This window comes from Streptococcus rifensis (assembly GCF_053203525.1).
In genome coordinates this window covers 29,384-51,783 of sequence record NZ_JBRUCW010000004.1, presented here as the reverse complement: position 1 = coordinate 51,783, position 22,400 = coordinate 29,384, and the positions used below count along the sequence as shown (strand labels likewise).

Genomic DNA, 22,400 nt, shown 5'->3' with positions numbered 1-22,400 from the left:
CCCTCCACTTCTTTTGAATGGTGGGGCTTTTACTCTTCAAGGGGTGTAATATCGCCTTTTTGCCCATAATGGACAATTCGCAGATACTCGCCCCAGACACGGGAGCGCCCCGTAGCAGTGGTCATCCAGTTGTCTCGTGTGATAGGAAGGCCCTGATAAATGGTGTCAAAGGCATAGGGGACAAACGTGATATGAGCGGGCAGGTGTTTGGTCAGGGTCCGCCATTGGCGACCGGTAGCGTGAGCCTTGCAGACAAAAAGGAGGGAGCTAATCTGAGCAAAATCAAAGACCTCCTTGGCACAAGTGACATTTTCAAGGGTGTTGCTAGACTTTTTCTCTGAAATAATAACAGACTCTGGCACCCCTGCGGCCAAGAGATACTTGATGATGACATCGGACTCTGTCTCACCAGTCCAGTCGGGATGTGGCGTTCCTGTTAGGCTCCGGCCACCTGTCACAAGGATGGTCTGGCAAAGGCCTTTTTGATAGGCTTCGATAGCCTTTTCCCAGTGGCCGGGATGTGTCCCGCTAAAGACAAAGAGGACATCGCAAGGTCTTGGCGTTATAGATGGACCGAAGGTGACCTCTGTCAAAAAGAGCATGTCCTCTGCGCTCAAATCAGGAACATCAGGGGATTTGGGAATGATGGGTTTCATCTGCTTCACAACCATTCTATCTTTCATTAGCTATCTTGCAATGCCTCAAGCAAAGACGCTTTGTCTAGGTCTAGAGCTATTGGCGAAACGCTCTCCCAGAAACCATCACCCGTTTGTCTGGGAATGGCATGGACATGCAGGTGTGTGCCTGGGTCCATGAGTTGCCCATTGTTACAGACGAAGGTCCAGTCGTAGTCTGGGCAGAGGTTATAGAGGGCACCAATCAACTGTTTTTGGATCTGTAAAAGCTCTAGCGCAGCTAGATCAGATAAGTCCGTCAGATTGGCCAAATGCGCTTTAGCGATAATCAGCAAATGCCCTGTCTGGATAGGGTCGATGTCAAAGACCAGGTAAAAATGGTCGGTTTCAAGTAGAGGGGATTCGTGCTGGAGTTGGCAAAAGGTACAGGTCATGGGTCTCTCCCTTATCATGTGATGGAATATAGTTTAGTATAGCATAGGGGCTTACAAAGTCAAGAAAATCTGATAGAATAGCCTTATGGAATACACACTTGAAGAAAAAGAAGGCTTTATGCGAGAAGCCTTAATGGAAGCTGAGAAGTCTTTGGCCAAGGACGAGATCCCCATCGGTTGTGTTATTGTCAAAGATGGGGAAATTATAGGCCGTGGACACAATGCGCGTGAGGAGCTCAATCAGGCGGTTATGCACGCTGAAATCATGGCGATTACTGAGGCCAATGCCCATGTGGGCAATTGGCGACTTTTGGATTGCACTTTGTTTGTGACCATTGAACCCTGTGTCATGTGTAGCGGTGCTATCGGTTTAGCCCGCATTCCAAAAGTCATTTATGGAGCGGCCAATGCCAAGTTTGGTGCTGCGGGTAGCCTCTATGATATTTTGACCGATGAGCGTCTCAATCACCGGGTTCAGGTGGAGTCAGGAATTTTAGAGGAAGCGTGTGCTAGTGTCATGCAAGCTTTTTTTAGGGCCAGACGAGAGCAGAAAAAGCTGGACTAGTGCCCCTTTCAGCTGAAGCTCTATGAGACTTGCGTATCTGTTAATTTGTGATATAATAGTCTTTGGAGCAACATCTTTGCGTGAAGTGGGTCAGGGGAGGAATCCAGCAGCCCTAAGCGAGGTAAGGTGTGTGCTCTTTTTTGGTACTTTCAAAAGCCCTGTGAAAACAGAATGATGTATAATGGCTCGTCTGCTGTTAGAAAAAATAGAGAATGAAGAAGAGCGGAAAAACCTTGAATTAATAGGAATACAGTGTTAGAATAAGAACAGAAATCTTGCAAAACGAACGGAGACGATATGAAAAAATACGCCAGCTTAGGTTTAACGTGCCTAACCCTGTTGACCCTAGTAGCCTGCACGAGCAAATCTGAGGAGACCAAGGCGTCCTCTTCATCCAAAACGAGTCAAGAAGCGACAAAATCAACATCAAAGGCAACAACTTCGTCTCAAAACACAGACGCATCAAAAGGCTCTCTTACAGATCAAGCCTCTTCAGTTGGGTCATCTGAATTTTCAAATGGCTCAACAGTGACCAATAATGGGACTTACTATAGCGTGACGGGCAAGTACGGCGATGAGATAATCATCGTTAATAAAAGGCACCCTCTACCTGCTAGCTATGCTCCAGGTGAAAATCCCACTGCCTTAGCTGCTTTCCAACAGTTGCAAGCGGATATGATGGCCCAAGGATTTGGTATTTCTTATGGGTACAGTGGCTTTAGAAGTTATGAAACTCAAGCGCAGCTCTACCAGGATTATGTGGCTAGAGATGGCCAGGCAGCAGCAGATCGTTATTCAGCAAGGCCTGGCTATAGTGAGCACCAAATGGGTTTAGCCTTTGACCTCACAGATGCTGCTGGGAATTTACTGGAAGAACCACAAGCATCCGCTTGGCTTCGGGACAACGCACACCATTATGGTTTTGTGGTCCGCTACCTGCCTGGTAAAGAATCTGTAACAGGCTATATGCCTGAAAGCTGGCATGTTCGCTACATTGGGCAAGAAGCAACAGACATTTACCAATCAGGTTTGACGTTAGAAGAGTATTACGGTGTTGATGGTGGCGATTACGCCCAGTAATGTTAAGGTTGATAAGCAAAGCAAAAATCACAAAAACGAGGTCTATTGGCTTCGTTTTAACCTTTCCAAATAAATGAATCAAGACCAACCCAAATGGTCTAAACTATGCTATAATAGAAACGATTGAAAACGAACAGGAGAACAGTAATTGACTAAGCCAATTCGTGTGCGTTACGCACCAAGTCCAACTGGGTTATTGCATATCGGTAATGCCCGCACAGCTTTATTTAACTATCTTTATGCCCGCCATCACGGGGGGAGCTTCGTCATCCGTATCGAGGATACGGACCGCAAGCGTCATGTCGAAGATGGCGAGCGTTCGCAGCTTGAAAATTTGCGTTGGTTAGGGATTGATTGGGATGAAAGTCCAGAAACCCATGAGAATTACCGCCAATCAGAGCGTTTGGAACTCTACCAAAAAGTCATTGATCAGCTTTTAGCCGAAGGCAAGGCCTATAAGTCTTATGTGACCGAAGAAGAATTGGCGGTAGAACGCGAACGCCAAGAAGCAGCAGGTGAGACACCGCGCTACATCAATGAATTCCTAGGGATGTCTGAAGACCAAAAAGCAGCCTACATCGCCGAGCGTGAAGCTGCTGGTGTCGTGCCAACTGTCCGTTTGGCTGTTAATGAAGCAGGACTCTATAAGTGGGATGACATGGTCAAGGGTGAAATCACTTTTGAAGGTGGTAATATTGGTGGTGACTGGGTTATCCAGAAAAAGGATGGCTACCCGACCTATAACTTCGCTGTCGTTATTGATGACCACGACATGGGCATTTCCCACGTTATTCGTGGAGATGACCATATTGCCAATACGCCAAAACAGCTCATGGTTTATGAGGCACTGGGTTGGGAAGCGCCAGCCTTTGGCCACATGACCCTGATCATCAATAGTGAGACGGGTAAAAAATTGTCTAAGCGTGACACCAACACCCTCCAGTTTATCGAAGATTACCGCAAAAAAGGCTACTTGCCTGAGGCGGTCTTCAACTTCATCTCCCTTTTGGGATGGAATCCTGGTGGTGAAGAGGAAATCTTCTCCCGTGAGCAGTTGATTGAGCTCTTTGATGAAAACCGCCTCAGCAAGTCTCCAGCTGCCTTTGACCAGAAAAAACTAGATTGGATGAGCAACGACTACATCAAAAATGCTGATTTGGAGACGGTCTTTGAACTTTGCAAACCATTTTTGGAAGAAGCAGGTCGCCTGACCGATAAGGCTGAGAAATTGGTGGAACTCTACCAGCCACAGCTTAAATCAGCTGATGAAATTGTCGCTTTAACTGACCTTTTCTTTTCTGACTTCCCAGAATTGTCAGATGCTGAGAGAGAAGTGATGGCTGGAGAAACGGTACCGACTGTTCTTGAGGCCTTCAAAGCTAAATTAGAAGCTATGTCTGATGAAGAATTTGTCACAGAAAACATCTTCCCACAAATCAAGGCTGTTCAAAAAGAAACAGGTATCAAGGGGAAAAACCTCTTTATGCCGATTCGGATTGCTGTCTCAGGTGAAATGCATGGTCCAGAATTGCCAAATACCATTTATCTCTTAGGGCGTGAAAAGTCGATTGCGCATATTGAACAAACCCTCAACAGGATTTCATAAAAATTGAGAGTTGGAAGTTTATTTCCAGCTCTTTTTTGTTATCTTGTACAAGAAATCAGCTGATTCAACAATGGTTTGGGCAAGGGTGAGAGGTCATTAACTTTTAGAGTTAATTTTCTTGATAATTATTTTCTATCAGAGTCATTGAAAATCTCTATTACCCAAAAAGAACTCCTGGTGGTATCATGGATTTAGGAGGACTAAAATGGTAAAAAAGAAATTATTGATCGCCCTGACTTTGGTCGCTGGATTAGTTTTGGGGGCCTGTCAGACATCTGAAAGAGCAAAATCGGCAGATAGCGAAGTAAAAGAGATTATCGTGGTAACAGCAGGTGATGTTAGACCGTTTTCCTATGAAGAGGGAGAGGAACTCACTGGTTACGATATCGAGGTGTTAAAGGCTGTAGATGAGTCGCTGGAAGATTATAGTTTTATCTATAAGAAGACTTCTTGGGAGAGTATCTTTATCGGCCTTGACAGCGGGCACTACCAAGTCGCTGCCAATAATTTAAGCTATACTGCTGAGCGGGCAGAAAAGTATCTCTATTCTTTGCCAATCGCGACCAATCCTATGGTTATGGCGGTCGTACCAGACTCACCAATCACGTCTCTAGATGATATTGGGGGCAAAACAACTCGTGATGATACAGGGACATCGACCGCTCAGTTGGTTGAAGAGTGGAGTGAGGAACACCCAGATAATCCGTCCATCGTTGAGTATTCTGGTGAAAATGTCACCAAGCGCCTGATTGACTTAGAGGCAGGACAGTTTGATTATTTGATTTTTGACAAAGTTTCCATTGAAAATATTATTAGAGAACAAGGGCTTGATCTCAAGGTTGTTGAAATCGAAACTGAGGGAAATCCGATGAACTATTTCATTTTTGCAGATGACCAAAAAGAGTTGCAAGAAGCCTTTAATCAAGCGCTTAAAGAGCTATACAAGACCGGTAAACTCGAAGAGATTAGCCAGGAATTCTTTGGTGGGTCATACTTACCAGATGAAGCAGAATTACAATAACAAATACAATCAGGGCTCTCAAGGTCCTGATTTTTTATAAAAATATAGAACTGCAATATTAAAAGACTAGACTTTTAAAAAATGAAAGCGTATAATAAAGGAAAATGGAAGAAGGAGGTGCTTGTTATCGGTAAGGTAAAACCCAAATACCTTAAAATTGCAGAGGCCATTCGGGAAAAGATACGCGATGAGGTTTATCCTGTGAACAGTCTGCTTCCAGACGGCTCAACACTCGCTAAGGAATACGAAGTCAGCTTGATGACCTTGAAGCAAGCCTTGGATGTTCTGGTGGCAGAAGGCTATATCTTGAGGCGCCGTGGGGCTGGGACTCTGGTCAGAGACTGGAAAGCGACGCAGCGCCCCCATCTTTATTCGCTAAAAGGAACGTCTCACGATTTTCCAAAAGGGTTAACATCAAAAGTGCTTACCTTTGATGTCACGCGCCCATCAGAGGAAATGGCTGAGAAATTATCCTTGTCGACGGACGATTTTGTCTATGAGATTGTGCGTTTGCGTGTCTTAGAGGGCAGGCCGATTATTATGGAGTACACCTACATGCCAGTTGATGTCATTCCTGGATTGAAGCGCGAACACCTCGAAAACTCTATCTATAACTACATCTCAGAGGGACTAGGGCGAAAGGTATATAGCGCTTTTGTTAAGGTCTCAGGTGTGCGACCGAATGACTTGGAAAAACAGGAAATGCAACTGACGGAGACCGATTTTTTGATGGAGGTGTCTCAGGTCAGCAGTCTGGATGATTGTCGGGTCTTTGAGTATTCAATTTCTCACCATTTGCCTGATGTTTTTGATTTTGAAACCATTATGTTTAACCAATAATGTTTAAAAAGGAGTAATACATGGAAAATTTTAGATTACAGATTCCGACGGATATCCGATTCGGGAAAGATCGCTTGGGCGAATTACCAGAAGTGTTAGCACCACTTGGAAAACGTGTCTTGCTGGCCTACGGTGGTGGCTCGATTAAGCGCTCAGGCCTTTACGATAAGGTCGTTGACCTCTTGAATGACAATGGCTTTACTTTTGTAGAATTAGCAGGAATTGAGCCCAACCCTAGGATTGACTCTGTCCGTGAGGGTGTTCGCTTGATTCGTGAGAATGACCTTGATGTGATTCTTGCTGTTGGTGGTGGCTCTGTTGTTGATGCTTCTAAAGTAATTGCAGGTGGGGTTTACTATGACGGAGACGCTTGGGATTTAGTTTTAGACAGCAGTAAGATTGGGAAGGCTGTTCCTATTGTCGATATTTTGACCTTAGCTGCGACAGGAACAGAGATGAACCGCAATGCTGTCATTTCAAATCCTGAGACCAATGAAAAATTGGGGACAGGTGGCTGGGACTTGATTCCACGGGCTTCGTTTTTAGACCCTACCTTGACCTTTACGGTTAACAAATGGCAAACAGCTGCTGGCTCTGCCGATATGATGAGCCATCTCTATGAGCAGTACTTTAACCATACGCCTGCAGTAGATGTTCAGGACGGGATTGCTGAAGGCTTGATGAAAACCATTATCAAACACGCACCCGTAGCGATCAAAGAGCCTGATAATTACGATGCGCGTGCTAATCTTCTTTGGGCGTCTACACTTGCCCTTAATGGATTGGTGGCTCGTGGCCGAAGTGGTGGTTGGACCTGCCATGCCATTGAGCATGAGTTGTCTGCTTACTACGATATCACCCACGGTATTGGACTTGCTGTTTTGACTCCACGATGGATGCAGTTCTGTATCGATAAGGACGCTAAATCGCATGCTAAACTCGCAACCTATGCCCGTAATGTCTGGGGCTTGACAGAAGGCTCTGATGAAGACCTAGCCCGTCAAGCTGTTGAGAAAACCTATCGCTTCCTCCATGAAGACTTGAAAATTCCAATGACCTTACCAGAAGTAGGGATTGAAACCAAGGACTTGGTCTTGGAAATGAGTGAAAAGGCTGTTCTTCATGGCGGTCTTGAACACGATAAGTTTGTTAATTTGACTGTTTCAGATGTTGAAGCGATTATCCTAGCTTGCTTTGAAGAAATGACCTTCTAAGCGGATTAACTATCAAAAAGAAAGAGGAAGACCATGGAACATTATATCTTATCAAATGGCGTTACTATTCCAAAACTTGGTTTTGGAACCTGGCAAATGAAAGAAGGCGATGAAGCTTATAACGCAGTGGCTCACGCCCTCAAAGTTGGCTATACTCATATTGACACAGCTCAAGCCTATAAAAACGAAGCCAGCGTTGGCCGTGCAATTGCTGACAGTGGCTTGTCACGCAAGGATATTTTCTTAACGACAAAGGTTTGGAATGCGCATCATGATTATGAGTCAGCGCGCGCCTCAATTGAAGAATCCCTTCAAAAACTTGGCGTTGACTATATCGACCTTCTCTTGATTCACTGGCCAAACCCAGCTGCTGCGCGTGAAACTGTAGGTTTTAAAGAACGTAATGCAGGTGTCTGGAAAGCTATGGAAGAAGCTTACAATGCTGGCAAACTCCGTGCTATTGGGGTTTCCAACTTTATGGTTCACCATTTGGAGGCTTTATTTGAAACTGCTGAAGTCCAGCCACATGTTAACCAAGTGCTCTTGGCGCCAGGGTGTCCACAAGAAGAGCTTAATGCCTTCTGTCAGAAGCATAACATCCTTCTAGAAGCCTACAGCCCACTGGGAACAGGGTCTATCTTCCAAAATGAATTAGTTGGCAAGTTGGCTGAAAAATACAACAAGTCTATTGCCCAAGTAGCCCTTCGCTGGTCTCTTGATAAAGGTTTCTTGCCACTGCCTAAGTCTGTAACACCTGCTAATATCACCTCAAACCTAGATGTCTTTGATTTCGAACTCGAATCCGGTGACATCGAGCAGTTGGACCATGTGCAAGGGGTTAGCCAGCAAAAAGACCCAGATCAAACAACTTTTTAAGGATAACAAATGATGGATATTAAAGGGAAATGGGCCTTAGTAACAGGGGCCAGTCGAGGAATTGGACGCGAAATGGCTCTGGCGTTAGCCAAAGAAGGGGCCAACCTAGTGGTTCACAGTCGAGAGCTTCAACATACCGAGAGTCTAGTGGCTGAGATAGCTGCACTGGGAGTGGAAGTTTTTGCTGTTGAGGCTGAGCTGTCCGATGAGCAAGCGGTGCGCCAAATGGCCAAAACTGTTCTAGATAAAGTCGCTATCGACCTTTTGTTTAACAATGCCGGTGTTCAGCCCAAGTCTCAAGAAAACCCTTGGGCAGTGGCGACTGAAGACTATATCTGGTCTTACCAAGTCAATGTCATTGCGCCGATGATTTTAATCGAGGCTTTCTTGCCAGGCATGCTAGAGCGTGACTTTGGTCGTATTGTCAATACGACCAGTGGGATTAAGAATCAGCCTGAACAAGGTGCTTACGCAGCCTCGAAAGGCGCTCTGGATAAAATTACCAGAGATTATGCCGGAAAATTAGCGGGTCATAATGTGACCCTCAATGTTGCAGATCCAGGTTTGATCCGTACAGATCTTGGAGGTCCCAATGCCAGTCATGCGGTTGACACAGTGATTCCTGGAATGATTCTAGGAGGCTTTGTAGATGCTGACATCAGAGGCCAGTGGATCAGTGCCCAAAAATTCAAGGGGATGGCTTTGAATGAAGCGGTTCATGCATTCCAGGAATCACTCAAATAATAATTAGTCTAGGAAATGTCTGTTCAATCGAGATCAAAACATTTATCTGACGGGAGAAGGACAGAAGTGATTTTGACAATCGTCTGTCCTTTTTTATGGAGAAAAGAGATAGCACTGCCTCAAATTTAATGACTAGTTTAGAAAATTTCCTTTTCAAAAAGGAATAATTGGTGCTATCTAAGATAACGTTTTCAACATATAATTAAAACATAGAGAAGAAGGGGGTGTCAGATGTTAGCCAAACGTGAGTGGCAAATACTCAAACTTTTAACACAACACCAAAACTTTGCTCTTAAGGGAGAACAATTAGCACAAGAGTTAGCTATCACAACGCGAACCTTGCGCAAATCAATTGTAACGCTTTCAGAAGCATTACAAAACTCAGGCGCTAGGCTAGACCGTAAACGAGGACAAGGGTACCAGTTGATTCTTGAAGATGAGTATTTATTTTACCAGTTCCTTCAGAATGAGGAAGAGTTACAAGAGTATAGCTTAGATGCAAGAAGACTAGAGACCCCAAAAGACCGTGAACACTATATTTTAAATCGTTTATTTTTTGAAGAAGTTTATTTGACAGTTGACCAGCTATCGCAAGAGTTGTTTGTTAGTCGTGCAACTGTTCTAGCTTGTTTAAACAGCCTTCGACAACAATTAAAACAATATGGTATTCAGATTGTTGCGAAACATAATAAAGGGCTAACAATTGAAGGAACAGAAGAAAAACAACGGCGTTTTTTAATCGGCTACTTTTTTCCTCAAGCCAAGGAAGCAGACTTTATATCACAATTAGAGGCGGACAATATTCTAGAAGAAATCTCTCTGGAAGATTTGACGGTTCTGGTTTGGCAGGTTTGTCGCCAAAATGATGTTAAGATGTCTGATTATGCTATTCAAAACTTAGTCTTACATATTGCTCTTTCATTTAAACGTTTAAAAACAAATAGACGATTTCAGTTTGATTATTCAAACCCTCTTGAGCCAGATGAGCATTCCTATCAGGTGGCTCGAGAAATTCTGACGCAACTAGAAGAACGCTTTGCTATAGTGTTTCCAGACGCAGAAGCCAGGTATATTTCCTTGCATCTTATGGGAAAATCTCATGGGGGACAAACAACAAAGGTTCAGGAACGACTGCAATCGGAAGTCCAAACTTGTTTGGCAAAACTGTCTGATATTTTAGAGTTACCTTTGACAGAAGACAGTGCCCTTTTACAAGGACTGATTGCTCATTTCACGCCCCTGCTGATTCGATTGGAATCACAGATTGTCATGGAAAATCCGATGTTAGAGGATTTGAAAGAACATTATGGATCTGAACTGTCCATAGTCAAGGATGTTTTTGTTACTATGCCATTACTAGAATCGTATCCCATCAGTGACGATGAGTGGGCTTACATTGCCATTCATGTGATTAGTAGTATTCAACGACTGCGTCAGGAGGGAAGCAAGCGAGTACTAGTTATCTGTGCCACTGGTTATGGTAGTGCACAAATGTTGATGAATCGCTTGCAACAGTTATTTGCTAGGCAGTTAGAAATCGTTGAAGTTATCAGTTATTATGAATTGGCGGATGTTAGCTTAGACTCTATTGATTTGGTTTTATCAACCGTAAACTTGGATTCTATTATGCTTCCAGTTCCTGTACTTCAGGTCAATGCTTTGCTTTTGGATGATGACATCAATAAGATTCAAAAATTTTTAAACCTTCGAGCTAGAAAAAACACAGAGATAGGGCAGAAATCTGAGGATTACCTAACTCCTGAAGCCTTGGAAATATTTAATTCAGTCTTTGATGCCTCTCGGTTCATAGTCATACAGAAATCAAATGTTACACGAGAAGAAGTCTTAGAGCGAGCTTTGGACACGCTAACGGATGTTGGACTAGAAGATTTCAAACATCATTTTAAAGCGCAACTAGCGATGCGAGAGCAACTCGGCAGTATTGTCTTTCAAGAACACTTTGCCTTTCCGCACCCAAGTGCTTCTATAGGGTTAAAAACGGAGATCGCTGTGATTATGACACCGAATGGTTTATTCTGGGATCAAGAACACCGAGAGGTGAGGTTCACAGCCTTAATGTCTCCTGCTAAACAGAATGCTAAGGCTATGAAATATATTTCCCCTGCCTTTGTGCAGTGGATACAGGATCCGATGAATTTAGAGAGGCTATCTCAATGCCCAACATTTGAAAACTTTAAATCACAATTTTTACCATTGTTGAATGTACAACTAAAAGGAGGAAACTAATATGGTAACCATTATGCTTGTCTGTAATGCTGGGATGTCCACCAGTATGTTAGTTAGTAAGATGCAAAAGGCTGCTGAAGCTAAAGGTGTGGAAGCAACTATCTTTGCTGTTCCAGTCTCTGAAGTGGATGCGGAAGTGGCTAAGCAAAAAATCGATATTCTTCTTACTGGTCCTCAAGTCAAATTTATGGTGAAGCAGTATAAAGAGAAATTTGAACCTGAGATTAAGGTGGATGCTATTGATATGGTAGCTTATGGCACAATGGATGGTGAGAAGGTTTTGGGCACAGCCCTAGAAATGGCAGGTATCTAATGACACAGCATTTAGAAGCAATTATGGGACTGATCATGCATGGTGGTGATGCTAAGAGCAATGCTGTTGAAGCCATCCGTGCCGCTAAAGGCTATGATTTTGAAACGGCAGATCAAAAGCTCAAGGACGCAACTGCAGCTTTAAATGTTGCCCACCGTTCTCAGACAGACTTACTGACACAGGAAGCGTCTGGAGATGCTGTTGAACTATCGCTCCTCATGGTTCACGGTCAAGATCATTTGATGACTGCTTTGACCTTCATCGATATGGCCAAGGAAGTGGTCGATGTCTATAAAGAAATGGATAAAGTGAGAAAAGAGCTTAAAGGAGGTTAGTATGGAAGTTCAAGGGCACTATCATGTCGATGGTCAGAGGTTGTTTGATTTCTTATTGGAGCAGTTCAGGGGAGATTACTATCAAAATACAGGGGAGGACATTGCTTTATCAGCTATTCAACCCGGCTTTTCCTTTATCAAATCATTTGGGAAAAACCAAAGCAATCAGGTGAAAGTGACCGTTTTAGAGCTCGAATCTCCCCGTATCTATAAAGTTCAATTGAAATCCAATCGTGGAGAAAGCCTAGTGACTTATGAAATCGAGGAACAAGATTCAGGAACTTTGGTGACTTATCGTGAGGAGATGGCGACAGATGGCCGTCTACAAGGATTGAACTACAAATTACTTTATCCTTTTTTAAAGAAACGAATGCAAAAACAGATGAAGTTGCGGTTAGATTATCTTATCAGTCACTTAAAAGCAGAACCTTAGGTTATCTAAGAGGAAGAAAGGAAACGCACATGTCACAAACATTTCCAAAGGATTTTTTATGGGGCTCTGCCTCAGCAGCCTATCAGGTTGAAGGAGCCTGGGACGAGGACGGTAAGTCCCTGTCTATCTGGGACGTCTATGTCCAAGAACCTGGGAGAACCTTTAAAGGAACTACGGGCCAAACAGCTGTCGACCACTACCATCGCTACAAAGAAGATGTCAAACTTATGGCCGAGCAAGGCTTGAAAGCCTATCGTTTTTCAGTAGCTTGGACACGCATTCTGCCAGAAGGCCGTGGTCCTGTCAATGAAGCAGGTATTCAGTTCTATGAGAACTTAATCGATGAACTGTTGAGTTATGGGATTGAACCGGTTGTGACACTCTACCACTGGGATTTGCCGCAATGTCTGCAAGATGAATATGGTGGTTGGGAATCACGTCAGGTTATCGATGATTTTGCTGCCTATACCAAGGTTTTGTTTGAACGCTTTGGTGATAAGGTCAACTATTGGGTCAGCTTAAACGAGCAAAATGTCTTCATGAGTCTGGGCTACCAATTAGCAGCTCATCCACCAGGTGTGACAGACAATCAGCGTATGTACCGTGCTAATCATATTGCCAACTTGGCTAATGCGACAGTCATCAACCAATTCCATGATATGGGCATGAAGGGTCAGATTGGACCAAGTTTTGCCTACTCTCCTAATTATAGCTTTGATGCCCTGCCGGAAAATGTCTTAGCTAGCGAGAATGCGGAAGATCTTAATGCCCATTTCTGGTTGGATGCCTATCTTCTCGGACGTTATCCTAGAGCTATCCTCACCTATTTGGAAAAACAAGGTATTGATTTGGATATCCGAGAGGGTGATATGGACCTGCTTGCTTCTGCTAAACCTGATTTCCTTGGCATCAACTATTACCAATCTAATACCATTAAATTCAACCCGATTGATGGTGTTGGTCAAGGTAAGATGAATACCACTGGTGAAAAAGGAAGTGGAGAAGAAGGAGGCCTTCCTGGTATGTTCAAACGCGTGGCAAACCCGCACGTTGAGCGGACCAACTGGGATTGGGAAATTGACCCAGCCGGCCTTCGCATTGCCTTGCGTCGTCTAACCAGTCGCTACGATGTGCCAATTCTGATTACAGAAAATGGTCTTGGCGAATATGACAAGAAGACTGAAGATAACCGTATTCACGACGATTACCGGATTGATTTCCTGCAAAAACACGTGGACGAGATCGAAGCAGCTATCTCAGAAGGTGCCCGTGTCCTTGGCTATTGCACCTGGTCTTATACAGACTTACTGTCATGGCTCAATGGCTACCAGAAACGTTACGGTTTTGTCTATGTGGACCGTGAGGAAGAAGAAGGTGGACCTCTGACACGCTACAAGAAGGACAGCTATTTCTGGTACAAGGACTTGATTGCCAAGCATTCGTAAGAAAACGAGACTGACAAAAGAGAAAATCTTTATGAGATAGTCGTTTGTAATCGCCGCAAACAAGCAAGGCCTTGTTGAAGAATAGGAGGTAATGATGCAAAAGAGAAGTTGGTTAACCTTTTTAATGGCGGTAGGCTTTCTGATGATTGCCATGCATCCTTTTGCAGATGGCTATGGTTTACTCATAATGGGTTTGCTGACTGTGGCCTTCTCTTACTTTAAGATGAAGCAGTCTAAAAAATAGTTGCCACTAAACAATAGAAGCTGATGCGTTTTTGCTCAGCTTCCTTTGTGTTGTTGAAAAACGGCTTGAACCTAAATGGATAAAAAGTCTATCTAGGAACTTGAACACCTGAGAAAACTCATTTAAAAAAGGAGAAAGAAGATGGCTATTTTAGCATTCGATATTGGAGGAACGGCAGTTAAGTATGGGATTTGGGAAGATGAGGCAATATCTGAGGGTGGGAGTTTTCCAACACCAGCAACCTGGGAAGAAATGAAAAATTCGCTCTTAACAGTGAAGCGCCAATTTGAGTCAGATTATGAACTAAAGGGAGCTGCTTTTAGTGCTCCGGGAGCCGTTGATACGACTACAGGTATTATAGGTGGGATTAGTGCTCTAGATTATATCCATCATTTTCCGATTGTGGCAGAGTTAGAAGAGCTTTTAGGTTTGCCTGTTAGTATGGAAAACGATGCCAACTGTGCAGCTCTGGCAGAGGTCCATTATGGAGCAGCCAAGGAAGTGAATAACTGCTATTTCATGGTCATCGGATCTGGTATTGGTGGCGCTTTGGTGATTAATCGCCAGCTCATCAAAGGGAAACATCTCTTTGGTGGTGAGTTAGGTTACATGTTACTGAACAAAGAGGATACTCTCAGCAAACTTGGTAGCCCTGTTGTCATGACTAAGACGTTCCAAGAAAAGCATCAAAACTTAGTGACAACAGAAGAGATTTTTGACCTAGCTGCGGATGGGGATTCAGATGCTATAGAAGCCATCGATAGCTTCTATAAAGGCCTTGCTCAAGGGCTGCATAATATCTTGGTGACTATTGACCCGGATTGTATTGTTCTTGGAGGGGGCATTTCTCAGAGATCAGATTTGCTCAGTCGTATTCAAACAGAAGTTGAAACCTTATTACAACAAACCCACGCTGATGATATCCAGCCAGATATTCGGATATGTCAGTACCGTAATCAGGCCAATTTGATAGGGGCAGTAGCGCATTTTGAGCAAACTCAAGGCGGTTAATGAGACTCATTCTTAAAGATGGTATAATAGACCGTGTCAAATGGTGTTTTTTAAAGAAATAAACAAAGGAGGTTCTTATGAAATACAAGCAACTGGGTAACACAGACATGAAGGTCAGCGAAGTGAGTTTTGGGACTTGGGCGATTGGTGGTGATTGGGGCGATGTCTCAAAGGACGATGCGATTAAAGCTCTACACCATGCTATCGACAGAGGCGTTAACTTCTTTGACACAGCCGATGTCTATGGTGCAGGTCGCAGTGAGACCTTGATTGGACAGGTCCTCAAAGAACGTTCGGAAGAGGTCTATGTGGCGACCAAATTTGGCCGACGTGATAATTTTGCGGACCTGTCCAACTATACCTATGATAAGGTCAAGGCCTACTGTGAGCAAAGCCTACGCAACTTGGGGACTGAGGCCATTGACCTCTATCAGATTCACTGCCCAAGCACTGAAGTCCTGACCGATCAAGGTGTCTTTGAGGTGCTTGAAACCCTGAAACAAGAAGGCAAAATCCGCTACTACGGTGTCAGTGTGGAAACCGATGATCAAGGTAAGTTTGTGCTTGACAATACCAAGGCTAGTAGTCTCCAAGTGATTGTCAACTTGCTGCGCCAGAAGCCGGTCAAGGAGATGATTGCACAAGCGGCCAAGCAAAATGTGGGGATTTTGGCGCGTGTGCCCCTAGCCAGCGGTCTTTTGACGGGCAAGTACACCAAAGATAGCCAGTTCCCTGAAAATGACCACCGCAACTATAACCGCGATGGAGCTGCCTTTAACGTCGGTGAGACCTTCGGTGGCCTTCCCTTTGAAAAAGCGATTGACTTGGTGGATCAGCTTAAGTGGATTGCTAATGGCAGAGGAAGCATGGCTGATGCGGCGCTCAAGTGGATTCTCCAACAAGAAGGGGTGACGACCGTCATTCCTGGCTTTAAGTCCATCGCCCAGATTGATGCCAACCTCAAGGCAGCAGACACCAAGCCGTTTACCGAAAAAGAGCTTGTGACCCTATCTGAGTTTTACTGGAGTCAGGTCCACGACCATATTCGTGGTGATTATTAGTGATAGAAAAAGAACCCAGAATTCGACTAAGAATTCTGGGTTTTCGTGTGTGTTTGAGGGTCGTTAATCTTTCTGGTAGGTCCATCCCTGATCATCATGGTAGATCATGAGCTTGGTCATGCCACCATCAACGGTGATATTCTCAGCTGTAATAAATCCGGCCTGCTCAGAACTGAGAAAGAGGGCCAGATTAGCGATATCCTCAGGACGCCCAATACGACCGGCAGGGTGCTGGATATGGTCTGTCAGACTTTGCTCCTCCCCTGCCGTGTCGATCCAGCCGGGTGAGATACTATTGACCCGGGCTTTGCCAGCCAGGCTAACCGCCAAGGCATGAGTGAGGGCGGCAATCCCGCCTTTAGCAGCAGTATAGGTCTCAGTCTCAGGCTGGCTCATACGGTCACGGCTAGACGAGAGCATGAGAACACTGGCGCCGGGATTGAGGTGGTCTTTAAAGAGCTTGGTCAGGTAAAAAGGCGCTGTCACACCGACCTGGAGCGCATTGGTAAAGTCCTCGTAGCTGGCGCTTGAAATGCCCTTCATGAGAGGAGCGGCATTGTGGATGAGAACATCGATGCTAGGATGTTTTTCAAGAACAAAGTTCGCAAAGGCTTCGAGGTCTGCTTGCTTGGCCAAATCGCCAATAAAGTCCGCGGGAGCTGTTAAATCCATGGTATAGACGCGGGCTCCAGCTTCCCGAAAGGACATTGCCATCTGAGCACCGATCCCTCTGGCCCCACCAGTAATAAGGACAATTTTATCGTGAAATGCTGTCATCTTGAATCTCCTGACTGTATGTGTTACTTTGATTATACCAAAGAATGCTCTCCTTCGCCTTTTTTATTGGAGTAGCCTTGTTCCTGCTATAGAAAAGTGGTATACTGTGATAGTATTTTAGAGAAAATGAGGGAAAAGAATGAGATTATCTAAAAAAGCTCTCTTAGGATTGATCGGAGGCGGAGCAGTTGTCGTTACTATTGTGTTAACGCAAGTTAATCGTAACGAAATGGTTGAGCCAACAAAGCAAGAAACATCAATAAGCACTAGTGAAAGTACGACAAGTCAAAGTAATGACAAAAAAGAGGTGGATAAAACCCTCTACCAGCCTATCATTGACCGCTATAAGACGGCCTTGGAAAAAGATCAGGCTGACCAAACCATCAATCTCTTAACGACCCACTATTATTCCACTTATGAGACGGATACAGGGTATGCTTACTATGACTTTGATGGCAATGGCATTGAGGAGCTGGTGGTGGCTTTCTTACTAAGTAAACTGTTTAAATCACCGATGATTACGGACTTATATACGATTACAGAAGACAATGAGGTCAAGCGTTTAACAAATGAAGAGCTAAACCTCAATATGATTGGGGAGCGGATGACCTTGATTGCTCTGCAAGATGGGACCTTTTCCTATTATGGCAGTAGTGGTGCTGATCAAGGTGTTTCCTATGGCTATCGGTTTTCGACAGCAGGAGATAGCCTTGAGCGGACGGATACCGTCAGTGATTCAGACACTTTCGATATTAATGCCTTAGCATGGACCAATATATCACCGGACCATAAAGAAGAAAAGGCGGAGACCTCTCAGTCAGCAGGCTCTCAAGGAACAATGACGGTAACCGTTGATGTCTTGAACGTCAGAGATACACCAAGCAAATCAGGTCAGGTTGTGGCGACCTTGAAACGTGGGGATAAGGTGACTTTTGACCAAAAAGAAACCAGAGATGGGTATATTTGGGTTTCTTATATGGCTACTGACTCTAAGCTCCGTCGCTATGTCGCTGCGGGAACTGAAGCAGGGGAAACCTATGCAACTATGGAGGGAAGCACTGTTTCGACAGCTTCTTCTACTGTCTCACTACCACCAGGATTGGTTGGAACTTGGCGAGGAACAACACCTAATGGAACAGCTAAGGTTACCTATGAGGCTGACGGAACTATAACCATTGAAGAAAATGGCGAAGTGCGAAAAGGGATGTTATCGTCTTATGAAGAAGTTGAGCCCGGACTTTACCGTGTGACATCGGATTTGGCACAGTATGACATGCCTACTTTCAATCTAGGCGGATCCGGAATGCGCTGGGAAAACGGCCTTCGATTATCTGGAAATCAATTGACCTATGCTTTCTGGTCAGGGCCACTAAATACAAGCTTTAATCCGGCAACCGATAAGTTGACCGAATTATCTTCTGAGGGTAAATTTACCTTCATCAAGGAATAAATGGTTGAATAGAGTATGAGATGACTATTCGCTGAATTGACCAGCTGGCGTTAATCTAAGACTCTCCTTTTATCGGTATGGCTCTTTTGATCGTTAATTTCCTGAAATCCGGTCCCTTTTAGATAAAACGAAGAAAATGTGATATAATGAGCTTGTAAAAAATTTTTAAGGAGACTATTTCCAAATGGCAAAATTAACTGTTAAAGACGTTGACTTGAAGGGCAAGAAAGTCCTCGTTCGTGTGGATTTCAATGTGCCTTTGAAAGATGGCGTGATTACAAATGACAACCGTATTTCTGCGGCCTTGCCAACCATCAAGTACATCATCGAGCAGGGTGGCCGTGCCATCCTCTTCTCTCACCTTGGGCGTGTTAAAGAAGAAGCAGACAAAGAAGGCAAATCATTGGCGCCAGTTGCTAAAGACTTGGCAGCTAAATTGGGTCAAGACGTTGCTTTCCCTGGTGTGACTCGAGGTAGCGAATTAGAAGCAGCGATCAACGCTCTTGAAGATGGGCAAGTGCTTTTGGTTGAAAACACTCGTTTTGAAGATGTTGATGGCAAGAAAGAGTCTAAGAATGACCCTGAACTCGGTAAATACTGGGCTTCACTTGGCGATGGTATCTTTGTCAACGATGCCTTCGGTACAGCTCACCGTGCTCACGCATCAAACGTAGGTATCTCAGCTAACGTTGAAAAAGCAGTTGCTGGATTCCTCTTGGAAAACGAAATTGCCTATATCCAAGAAGCAGTTGAAACACCTGAGCGCCCATTTGTGGCTATCCTTGGTGGTTCAAAAGTATCTGATAAGATCGGTGTTATCGAAAACTTGCTCGAAAAAGCAGATAAGGTCCTTATCGGTGGTGGTATGACCTACACCTTCTACAAGGCTCAAGGTATCGAAATCGGTAACTCACTTGTGGAAGAAGACAAGCTTGATATCGCTAAGGAATTGCTTGAAAAAGCAAATGGTAAATTGATTTTGCCTGTTGACTCAAAAGAAGCGAATGCCTTTGCGGACTACACAGAAGTGCGTGATACTGAAGGCGAAGCTGTTTCAGAAGGTTTCCTTGGTCTTGACATCGGTCCTAAGTCTATCGCTAAGTTCGACGAAGCCTTGACTGGTGCTAAAACTGTCGTTTGGAACGGCCCTATGGGTGTCTTTGAAAACCCAGACTTCCAAGCAGGTACAATCGGTGTCATGGACGCTATCGTCAAACAACCAGGCGTAAAATCCATCATCGGTGGTGGTGACTCAGCAGCAGCAGCCATCAACCTTGGCCGTGCAGACAAGTTCTCATGGATTTCAACAGGTGGTGGTGCCTCTATGGAGTTGCTTGAAGGTAAAATTCTTCCAGGTTTGGCTGCGTTAACAGAAAAATAGGCGGTAAGTCAGCTGAAACGATCTGAGGGATCGTTTCAGGTTGGAAATAGACGACGTTACACTTCTGCCAACGTATTAATAAAAGCTAGAAAGGGTGTCGAAAGGCACCTTTTTTGACTGGGAACCACATTAATTTGTGTAAACCATTAGCGAGACTGTTTGAGGTGGGAAAAAGTAGTTATTTCAAAAGTTGTGGGATAAATCATTCCAGAATAATGCTTAAACAAGTCCAGCATTTATTCCCATTTGCTTTTCAAGATGATATAATAGACGGTAAAGGAGACCTGGTATGAAGTTGAAGATTGATTGGCGCCAGTTAAAGCCAGGAATGAGAGTCTTTAAAACAGGGTTGGCTGTTTTCTTTACTCTTTTGGTTTTTAAGTTATTTGATTGGGAAGGAGTTCAAATTGCTGCTCTGTCTGCAGTTTTTAGCTTACGCGAAGATTTCGATAGCAGTGTCCATTTTGGAGCCTCGAGAATTTATGGCAATACCATTGGAGGGATATTCGCCTTTCTCTTCTTCTTAATTGAGGTGGTGGTTGGTCAAAGTTTCTGGCTAACCTTGATTGTGGTGCCACTTTTTACCATGTTAACCATTTCGACCAATGTGGCTATGGATAATAGAGCGGGAGTCATCGGGGGTGTTTCTGCCTTTCTGATCGTGACCCTAGCTTTCCCTACAGGCAATCGTCTCATCTATGCTCTTGTTCGGGTAGCTGAAACGTTTGTGGGTGTGTTTATCGCCATTCTCATTAATTCCGAGTGGAAAAACTTACAAGAGAAGTTAGGTTCAAAAAAGCACAAAAAATAATGTTAGAAAACCTAACATTATCTCTTGACGAAAATTGAAAAACGGACTATAATAAAACACAGGAGTGAAATCGTGAAGGAAAAAGAACTACGACGTAACTTATCAGTCTTTCCGATTGGTAGCGTTATGAAGCTGACAGATTTGACAGCTAGACAGATACGATACTACGAGGATCAAGGGCTTATCCACCCTGAGCGTAATGAGGGCAATCGTCGCATGTATTCGCTTAATGACATGGATCGTCTCTTGGAAATCAAGGATTATTTGGCGGATGGCTTGAATATTGCAGCCATCCAGCGGAAGTACGAAGAACGTGCGCTCAAAAAGAAACAATCGTTGTCTGATAGTGAAGTGCGTCAGCTTCTCCAAAACGAAATCTCTCAACAAAGTCGTTTTACTACTAATGCGAATCCTTTTGGATTTGGCAGATAAGAGAAAAATTGGAAAGAGGAGTTTCCATCTATGGTTATCACAACCAACGATATTCGTCGTGAAATTGAAGAAAAAAATGTTACCTTCCTTCGTCTCATGTTCACAGATATTTTGGGATCAATGAAGAACGTCGAAATTCCTGCAACACCTGATCAAGTTGAGAAGGTTTTATCTAATAAAGCGATGTTTGACGGATCTTCCATAGAAGGATTTGTTCGGATTAATGAGTCGGATATGTATTTGTATCCAGACCTAGATACATGGACTGTTTTTCCTTGGGGAGATGAGAATGGTGCGGTAGCAGGCTTGCTCTGTGATATCTACACACCAGACGGCAAACCGTTTGCTGGAGATCCTCGCGGAAATCTTAAGAAGGCTCTTCGCCATATGGAGCAAGTTGGATTTCAGTCTTTCAACTTAGGTCCTGAGCCAGAATTTTTCCTCTTTAAAATGGATGAATTTGGTAACCCAACACTTGAAGTAAACGACAAGGGTGGCTACTTTGATTTAGCCCCAACGGACCTCGCTGATAATACCCGCCGTGAAATTGTCAACGTTTTGACTAAGATGGGCTTTGAAGTCGAAGCCAGTCATCACGAATGTGCTGTTGGGCAACATGAAATTGATTTTAAATATGCAGATGTGTTGAAAGCCTGTGACAATATTCAGATTTTCAAGCTTGTTGTGAAGACGATTGCTCGCAAACACGGTCTTTACGCAACCTTTATGGCCAAGCCAAAATATGGGATTGCTGGTTCTGGTATGCACTGCAACATGTCCCTTTTTGACAAGGATGGTAACAATGCCTTTTACGACCCTAAGGATCCACGAGGTATGGAACTTTCTGATAATGCCTACCATTTCTTGGCTGGATTGTTGAGCCATGCTTATGGGTATACAGCCATCACAAATCCTACAGTAAACTCATATAAGCGTCTTGTTCCTGGCTTTGAAGCTCCAGTCTACATCGCTTGGGCTGGTCAAAACCGCTCGCCCTTGGTTCGTGTCCCAGCCTCACGCGGTGTGAGCACACGCTTAGAGCTTCGTTCAGTAGACCCAATGGCCAATCCTTATTTGGCAATGGCAGTGCTCCTTGAAGTAGGCTTGCACGGTATTGAAAACAAATTAGAGGCTCCTGCACCAGTAGAAACCAATATTTATGCCATGACCGAGGAAGAACGCAAAGAAGCAGGTATTACAGATTTACCATCTACTCTTCGCAATGCTGTCAAAGGACTACGTAAGGATGAGGTTGTCCGCAATGCTTTGGGTGAGCATATCTACACAAATTTTGTGGATGCTAAGAACTTTGAATGGGCTAGTTACGCAACCTTTGTTTCCCAATGGGAAATTGACAACTATCTTGATTTATATTAAAAAAAATGGCCTCTAGGGGTCATTTTTTTGGTCTATGATTTATACGGATTGAAGCAGTTGTCTCAGGT

General features: G+C 44.0%; 24 protein-coding genes and 1 other RNA gene. 22 read left to right on the top strand and 3 right to left on the bottom strand.

Translation table 11 applies throughout. The features are described from left to right. Window positions 1–29: 29 nt before the first annotated feature. Entirely contained in the window at window positions 30–656 is a 627-nt protein-coding gene (locus ACVRYP_RS03425) for a YdcF family protein (protein WP_447467490.1), read from the bottom strand. 26 nt (window positions 657–682) lie between these two features. Continuing rightward, complete coding sequence (locus ACVRYP_RS03420) at window positions 683–1,069, bottom strand: HIT family protein (protein ID WP_447467374.1); 387 nt, start codon at window positions 1,067–1,069, stop codon at window positions 683–685. A gap of 85 nt (window positions 1,070–1,154) precedes the next feature. On the opposite strand from ACVRYP_RS03420, the gene tadA reads away from it, so the two are divergent. The 17 genes from tadA (at window position 1,155) to ACVRYP_RS03335 (ending at window position 16,104) form a co-directional block, all read left to right on the top strand. After that, window positions 1,155–1,634 (top strand): tRNA adenosine(34) deaminase TadA, encoded by a 480-nt coding sequence (gene tadA / locus ACVRYP_RS03415; protein ID WP_447467373.1) that lies wholly within the window; start codon window positions 1,155–1,157, stop codon window positions 1,632–1,634. Between the two features lie 54 nt (window positions 1,635–1,688). Next, window positions 1,689–1,786, top strand: an RNA gene (gene ffs / locus ACVRYP_RS03410) — signal recognition particle sRNA small type. Window positions 1,787–1,931: 145 nt separating this feature from the next. Continuing rightward, complete coding sequence (gene ldcB, locus ACVRYP_RS03405; protein WP_447467372.1) at window positions 1,932–2,714, top strand: LD-carboxypeptidase LdcB/DacB; 783 nt, start codon at window positions 1,932–1,934, stop codon at window positions 2,712–2,714. Window positions 2,715–2,862: 148 nt separating this feature from the next. Beyond that, a complete protein-coding gene (gene gltX, locus ACVRYP_RS03400) occupies window positions 2,863–4,320 on the top strand; it encodes a glutamate--tRNA ligase (RefSeq protein WP_447467371.1) in 1,458 nt (485 codons plus the stop codon). A 205-nt stretch (window positions 4,321–4,525) separates the two neighbouring features. Further along, window positions 4,526–5,341: an amino acid ABC transporter substrate-binding protein gene (locus ACVRYP_RS03395; RefSeq protein ID WP_447467370.1), complete on the top strand. Its 816-nt coding sequence runs from the start codon at window positions 4,526–4,528 to the stop codon at window positions 5,339–5,341. 81 nt (window positions 5,342–5,422) lie between these two features. Next, window positions 5,423–6,181, top strand: coding sequence for a GntR family transcriptional regulator (locus tag ACVRYP_RS03390; protein WP_447467369.1), 759 nt, complete (start codon window positions 5,423–5,425; stop codon window positions 6,179–6,181). A gap of 20 nt (window positions 6,182–6,201) precedes the next feature. Beyond that, the gene (locus ACVRYP_RS03385; RefSeq protein ID WP_447467368.1) at window positions 6,202–7,395 is read left to right on the top strand and encodes an iron-containing alcohol dehydrogenase; all 1,194 of its coding nucleotides are present in this window, start codon (window positions 6,202–6,204) and stop codon (window positions 7,393–7,395) included. A 33-nt stretch (window positions 7,396–7,428) separates the two neighbouring features. After that, window positions 7,429–8,271 carry an aldo/keto reductase gene (locus ACVRYP_RS03380; RefSeq protein WP_447467367.1) on the top strand — a complete coding sequence of 281 codons (843 nt, stop codon included), beginning with the start codon at window positions 7,429–7,431 and terminating at the stop codon, window positions 8,269–8,271. Window positions 8,272–8,280: 9 nt separating this feature from the next. Beyond that, window positions 8,281–9,015 carry an SDR family NAD(P)-dependent oxidoreductase gene (locus tag ACVRYP_RS03375; RefSeq protein WP_447467366.1) on the top strand — a complete coding sequence of 245 codons (735 nt, stop codon included), beginning with the start codon at window positions 8,281–8,283 and terminating at the stop codon, window positions 9,013–9,015. Window positions 9,016–9,246: 231 nt separating this feature from the next. Then, complete coding sequence (locus ACVRYP_RS03370; protein ID WP_447467365.1) at window positions 9,247–11,262, top strand: BglG family transcription antiterminator; 2,016 nt, start codon at window positions 9,247–9,249, stop codon at window positions 11,260–11,262. Window position 11,263: 1 nt separating this feature from the next. Further along, on the top strand, window positions 11,264–11,575 hold the full coding sequence (locus tag ACVRYP_RS03365; protein WP_447467364.1) for a PTS sugar transporter subunit IIB: 312 nt from the start codon (window positions 11,264–11,266) through the stop codon (window positions 11,573–11,575). Beyond that, window positions 11,575–11,910 (top strand): PTS lactose/cellobiose transporter subunit IIA, encoded by a 336-nt coding sequence (locus ACVRYP_RS03360; protein ID WP_447467363.1) that lies wholly within the window; start codon window positions 11,575–11,577, stop codon window positions 11,908–11,910. The genes ACVRYP_RS03365 and ACVRYP_RS03360 overlap by 1 nt, the downstream gene beginning before the upstream one ends. A 1-nt stretch (window position 11,911) precedes the next feature. After that, the gene (locus ACVRYP_RS03355; protein ID WP_447467362.1) at window positions 11,912–12,343 is read left to right on the top strand and encodes a DUF3284 domain-containing protein; all 432 of its coding nucleotides are present in this window, start codon (window positions 11,912–11,914) and stop codon (window positions 12,341–12,343) included. 29 nt (window positions 12,344–12,372) lie between these two features. Further along, window positions 12,373–13,788 carry a glycoside hydrolase family 1 protein gene (locus ACVRYP_RS03350; protein WP_447467361.1) on the top strand — a complete coding sequence of 472 codons (1,416 nt, stop codon included), beginning with the start codon at window positions 12,373–12,375 and terminating at the stop codon, window positions 13,786–13,788. Window positions 13,789–13,882: 94 nt separating this feature from the next. After that, window positions 13,883–14,032, top strand: coding sequence for a hypothetical protein (locus ACVRYP_RS03345; protein ID WP_447467360.1), 150 nt, complete (start codon window positions 13,883–13,885; stop codon window positions 14,030–14,032). Between the two features lie 141 nt (window positions 14,033–14,173). Further along, window positions 14,174–15,043 carry an ROK family protein gene (locus ACVRYP_RS03340; RefSeq protein WP_447467359.1) on the top strand — a complete coding sequence of 290 codons (870 nt, stop codon included), beginning with the start codon at window positions 14,174–14,176 and terminating at the stop codon, window positions 15,041–15,043. A gap of 77 nt (window positions 15,044–15,120) precedes the next feature. Beyond that, entirely contained in the window at window positions 15,121–16,104 is a 984-nt protein-coding gene (locus ACVRYP_RS03335) for an aldo/keto reductase (RefSeq protein ID WP_447467358.1), read from the top strand. Between the two features lie 63 nt (window positions 16,105–16,167). Here ACVRYP_RS03335 and ACVRYP_RS03330 read toward each other — a convergent pair whose 3' ends face one another. Next, window positions 16,168–16,881 (bottom strand): SDR family oxidoreductase, encoded by a 714-nt coding sequence (locus ACVRYP_RS03330; protein WP_447467357.1) that lies wholly within the window; start codon window positions 16,879–16,881, stop codon window positions 16,168–16,170. A gap of 139 nt (window positions 16,882–17,020) precedes the next feature. Here ACVRYP_RS03330 and ACVRYP_RS03325 point away from each other — a divergent pair, with 139 nt between their 5' ends. The 5 genes from ACVRYP_RS03325 (at window position 17,021) to glnA (ending at window position 22,332) form a co-directional block, all read left to right on the top strand. Next, the gene (locus tag ACVRYP_RS03325) at window positions 17,021–18,331 is read left to right on the top strand and encodes an SH3 domain-containing protein (RefSeq protein ID WP_447467356.1); all 1,311 of its coding nucleotides are present in this window, start codon (window positions 17,021–17,023) and stop codon (window positions 18,329–18,331) included. Between the two features lie 184 nt (window positions 18,332–18,515). Next, a complete protein-coding gene (locus ACVRYP_RS03320; RefSeq protein WP_447467355.1) occupies window positions 18,516–19,712 on the top strand; it encodes a phosphoglycerate kinase in 1,197 nt (398 codons plus the stop codon). Between the two features lie 289 nt (window positions 19,713–20,001). Further along, window positions 20,002–20,523, top strand: coding sequence for an FUSC family protein (locus ACVRYP_RS03315; RefSeq protein ID WP_447467354.1), 522 nt, complete (start codon window positions 20,002–20,004; stop codon window positions 20,521–20,523). 72 nt (window positions 20,524–20,595) lie between these two features. After that, window positions 20,596–20,955, top strand: a complete 360-nt coding sequence (locus tag ACVRYP_RS03310; protein WP_447467353.1) for a MerR family transcriptional regulator — start codon at window positions 20,596–20,598, stop codon at window positions 20,953–20,955. A 30-nt stretch (window positions 20,956–20,985) separates the two neighbouring features. Then, the gene (glnA, locus tag ACVRYP_RS03305) at window positions 20,986–22,332 is read left to right on the top strand and encodes a type I glutamate--ammonia ligase (protein ID WP_447467352.1); all 1,347 of its coding nucleotides are present in this window, start codon (window positions 20,986–20,988) and stop codon (window positions 22,330–22,332) included. Window positions 22,333–22,400: the final 68 nt, after the last annotated feature.